This window comes from Desulfovulcanus sp. (genome assembly GCF_982781345.1).
Window position 1 is genome coordinate 1 of record NZ_CEYAEZ010000095.1, and the last position, 3860, is coordinate 3860.

Consider the following 3860-nt stretch of genomic DNA (forward strand, 5'->3'; position numbering starts at 1 on the left):
ATATTTAGCTTTGTCAGCCCGATGCTCTGCTTATCCGCAAGCTTCGTCAAGATGGTTTGTCCAGCCCTTTGCAATGCTTTCAAGAAACCAGGAGTTCTAATCTGGTAGTCAAAACGGGGTTTGGCCACAGATTCAGGAGCGTGAGACGGGAATTATAAAGATTATGCAGGAAATAATCAGCAAAGACTCTCTTAAAAATCTCCTTCGGGATTGCTGGAGCCTACAATTAAAAAAAGTGATAGAATGGCATCAGAGCGAGCCGGAATTGTTTTTAGACGAAATTGATGACCAAAGTGATTTGAAAGATATAGTTCTGGCCCAGCATTTGTGCAATTTTAAATTGTGGCATGTGGAGGATAAGGCCAGAAGGACAGACGTCAGCCCTGAGGTCATTGCCAACTGTAAAAGAGAAATTGATAGTTTAAACCAGCAGCGCAATGATCTTATTGAGAAGATGGATGCCTGGTTAGTGCAAAGGATAGAAACTATCCTGCCCAAAGAGGCGAAAACGAGATACAATACTGAGACCATTGGCTCTGCTCTGGACAGGATGTCGATTTTAAGCTTGAAAATTTATCATATGCAGGAGCAGACACAGCGTCAGGACGTTGACAAGGAGCATATTGCCCGTTGCCGAGAAAAACTTGTCACTTTGCGGGAACAGCACGAAGATCTGGGGCAAAGCATTCTGGATTTGATCGAAGAATATGCTTTGGGACTAAAAAGACCCAAAGTTTATTTTCAGTTTAAGATGTATAATGATCCAAAGCTTAATCCTGAACTATATAGTAGGTCTAAGGGATAAGGATTAAGGGGTAAATTTGAAAAATGGAGTGTTATAAATGCCTGAATATGAGACTGTAATTGGGTTGGAGGTCCATGCCCAACTAAAAACCAAAAGTAAAATTTTTTGTTCATGTTCCACAGAGTTTGGTAAGGATCCCAATGAAAATACCTGCCCGGTGTGTATGGGTATGCCCGGGGTGTTGCCGGTCCTGAATAAAAGGGCGGTGGAATATGCCGTTAAGATGGCTTTGGCCGTGAATTGTAAGATTAACAAAAGGTCAATTTTTGCCCGTAAAAATTATTTTTATCCGGATTTACCCAAAGGTTATCAGATTTCCCAATATGAGCTGCCAGTGGCTGAGCACGGCTATATTACTGTTCAAGTGGGTGGAAAGGAGAAGAAAATAGGCATTACCCGGATTCATATGGAAGAAGACGCGGGCAAGTCAGTTCACTCGTCAGCGGAAAATGTTAGTTTTGTGGATTTGAACCGTACAGGAGTACCCTTGATTGAGATTGTTTCTGAACCGGATATTCGCAGTCCGGAAGAAGCTGTGGCTTATTTAAAGGCCTTGCGTAGTATTTTGGTCTATTTAGATATCTGTGATGGAAACATGGAAGAGGGCAGTTTCCGCTGCGATGCCAATGTCTCTATTCGGCCCAAAGGTCAGAAAGAATTTGGGACAAGGACTGAACTCAAGAATATGAATTCATTTCGTCACGTGCAGCGGGCTCTAGAATATGAGATAGAGCGTCAGATTGACCTGGTTGAAGATGGAGAAAAAGTAGTTCAGGAAACCAGGCTCTACGATGCAGAAAAAAATATCACCAAGCCCATGCGGGGGAAAGAAGAGGCCCATGATTACCGTTACTTCCCGGATCCTGATCTGGTACCACTGGTGTTGAAAGATGAGTGGATTGAGGCCTGGCGACAAGAGCTTCCAGAACTACCTGCTGCCAAACAGGACAGGTTTGTCCAGGAATACGATTTGCCTGTTTATGATGCGGAAGTGTTAACTGCGGAGAGAGATCTGGCTGATTTTTTTGAACAGACAGTGAAAATTTACAACCAGCCCAAAAAAGTCAGCAACTGGATCATGGGCGAAGTCTTGCGCGAACTTAACGAGGCCAAAATAAATATTAGCCAGAGTAAGTTTAGACCAGAGAACTTGGCCAAACTAATAAAAATAATTGATGATGGTTTGATTAGCGGTAAAATCGGGAAGAGTATTTTTTCCGAAATTTTTAATACTGGTCAGGATCCCGAAGAATATGTTCGGGACAAGGGCATGGTTCAGATCTCTGATAGCAGTGCTTTGGAACAGGTGGTGGAAGAAGTTCTGGCCAGTTTGCCCAAGGAAGTTGAGAGGTACAAGAGTGGTCAGACCAAGTTGCTCGGTTTTTTTGTTGGGCAAGTGATGAAAAAGACAAAAGGCCAGGCCAATCCAGGTTTGGTGAACAAAATTTTGAGAGAAAAGTTGAGTTAATTTATGAATCACATTTACTTCGACTCAGAAAAGAATGCCCTGGTCCTGCTCGATCAGCGCTATTTACCTTTAAAGGAGGAGTGGTTTCTTTGCACTAGTCTGGAAGATGTAATTTATGCCTTGAAAGAGATGGTCGTTCGAGGTGCACCGGCTATTGGGGTTACAGCAGCTTTTGGCTGTTATTTGCTGGCCAGGGAAGCGGCTGCCGCAGGAGAATGGAAGGCCAAAATAGACCAGGGACTGAATGAATTATCGCAGGCCAGGCCTACAGCAGTTAATTTAGTTTGGGCAGTGGATTTTATGCGCTCGGCCTGGGCGAAGAGCCAAATCGATTCTCCTGTGGAACTTGCTCATTTGTGGCTTGAGCTGGCCCGGAAAATTCTAGCTGAAGATATAAGCATAAATAAAAAAATGGGTCAGTTTGGTGCGGAGCTGCTCTGTGATGGAGATGTGGTTATGACTCATTGCAATGCCGGAAGCTTAGCCACGGGTGGATATGGCACGGCCTTAGGAGTTATTCGGGCAGCTATCGAGGCTGGTAAAAAAATTGAGGTCATTGCCAATGAGACCAGGCCTTTTTTGCAGGGGGCAAGGCTTACGGCTTATGAGCTCAAGCAAGATGGTATTCCGGTTAAAGTGGCTTGCGATAATGCCGCGGCTTTGCTTATGCGTAAAGGCTTGGTGCACAAGGTCATAGTGGGCGCAGACCGTATTGCCAGAAATGGCGATGTGGCCAATAAGATTGGCACATATGGGGTAGCTCTTCTGGCTAAGGCCCACAATATTCCGTTTTATGTGGCCGCACCAATGTCTACCATTGACCCCAAAACTCCAACCGGTGATGACATTCCTATTGAAGAGAGACCGGCCAGTGAAGTAACCCATATCAATGGTCAAGCTGTTGTTCCGCCGGGGGTAGAGGTGTTTAACTTTGCCTTTGATATAACCCCAAACGAGCTTATAAGTGCTATTATTACAGAAAAGGGGGTGTTTAGGCCTCCATATAGTTTTGAGTCGTAATTCACGATTCGTGAAAAAATGTGGCAAGGCAATCTATTGTGTCTAAAGAGTCTGCGGCCAAATCTTACTCAAATGAATATTCTTTTATTGTCGATAGTTATGGCGACTAGTACCAGATATTTAGCTTTGTCACCTCGATGCTCTGCTTATTCGCAAGCTTCGTTCCGCACCCATTCTGACTAAGTATCTGAATAACGATGAGCATTGATGGTTTTAAAGTTAATTTTTTGCTTTGCCACAAAATTTGCTGAAAATGGGTGCGGGATTACCCAGCCCGTTGCAATGCTTTCAAGAAATCAGGATTTCTAATCTGGTAGTCAAAATGGGGTTTGGCCACAGACTCTAAATAGAAACCTGAATCCATAGAAAGTGAGCTAATTTTGTTTATTGACAATTAAGCAATCCGGAATTTTTGTCAAACAGGCGAAAAAACTTCCTCGAAGGCAGCCTGAATTAAAATTTTAACACGATTAGTTGGAGTTATGGGGCATTATATTTTCAGGTTTTTAAGCAAATTTTGGAGCTAACGATTTAAAAAGATTTTAATTAAGGCTGCCTAACTCGGTC

At 43.4% G+C, this 3860-nt stretch carries 3 protein-coding genes; all 3 read left to right on the forward strand.

Translation table 11 applies throughout. The annotated features are described in order from the left end of the window. The first annotated feature begins 163 nt into the window (after positions 1–163). From AC3WVG_RS11075 to mtnA, 3 genes are read left to right on the forward strand one after another with little or no spacing between them, the layout of a single operon-like run. Entirely contained in the window at positions 164–805 is a 642-nt protein-coding gene (locus tag AC3WVG_RS11075; protein WP_488798178.1) for a DUF4254 domain-containing protein, read from the forward strand. A 37-nt stretch (positions 806–842) separates the two neighbouring features. After that, positions 843–2273 (forward strand): Asp-tRNA(Asn)/Glu-tRNA(Gln) amidotransferase subunit GatB, encoded by a 1431-nt coding sequence (gene gatB / locus AC3WVG_RS11080; RefSeq protein WP_488798179.1) that lies wholly within the window; start codon positions 843–845, stop codon positions 2271–2273. Positions 2274–2276: 3 nt separating this feature from the next. Next, the gene (mtnA, locus tag AC3WVG_RS11085) at positions 2277–3293 is read left to right on the forward strand and encodes an S-methyl-5-thioribose-1-phosphate isomerase (RefSeq protein ID WP_488798180.1); all 1017 of its coding nucleotides are present in this window, start codon (positions 2277–2279) and stop codon (positions 3291–3293) included. Positions 3294–3860 lie beyond the last annotated feature (567 nt).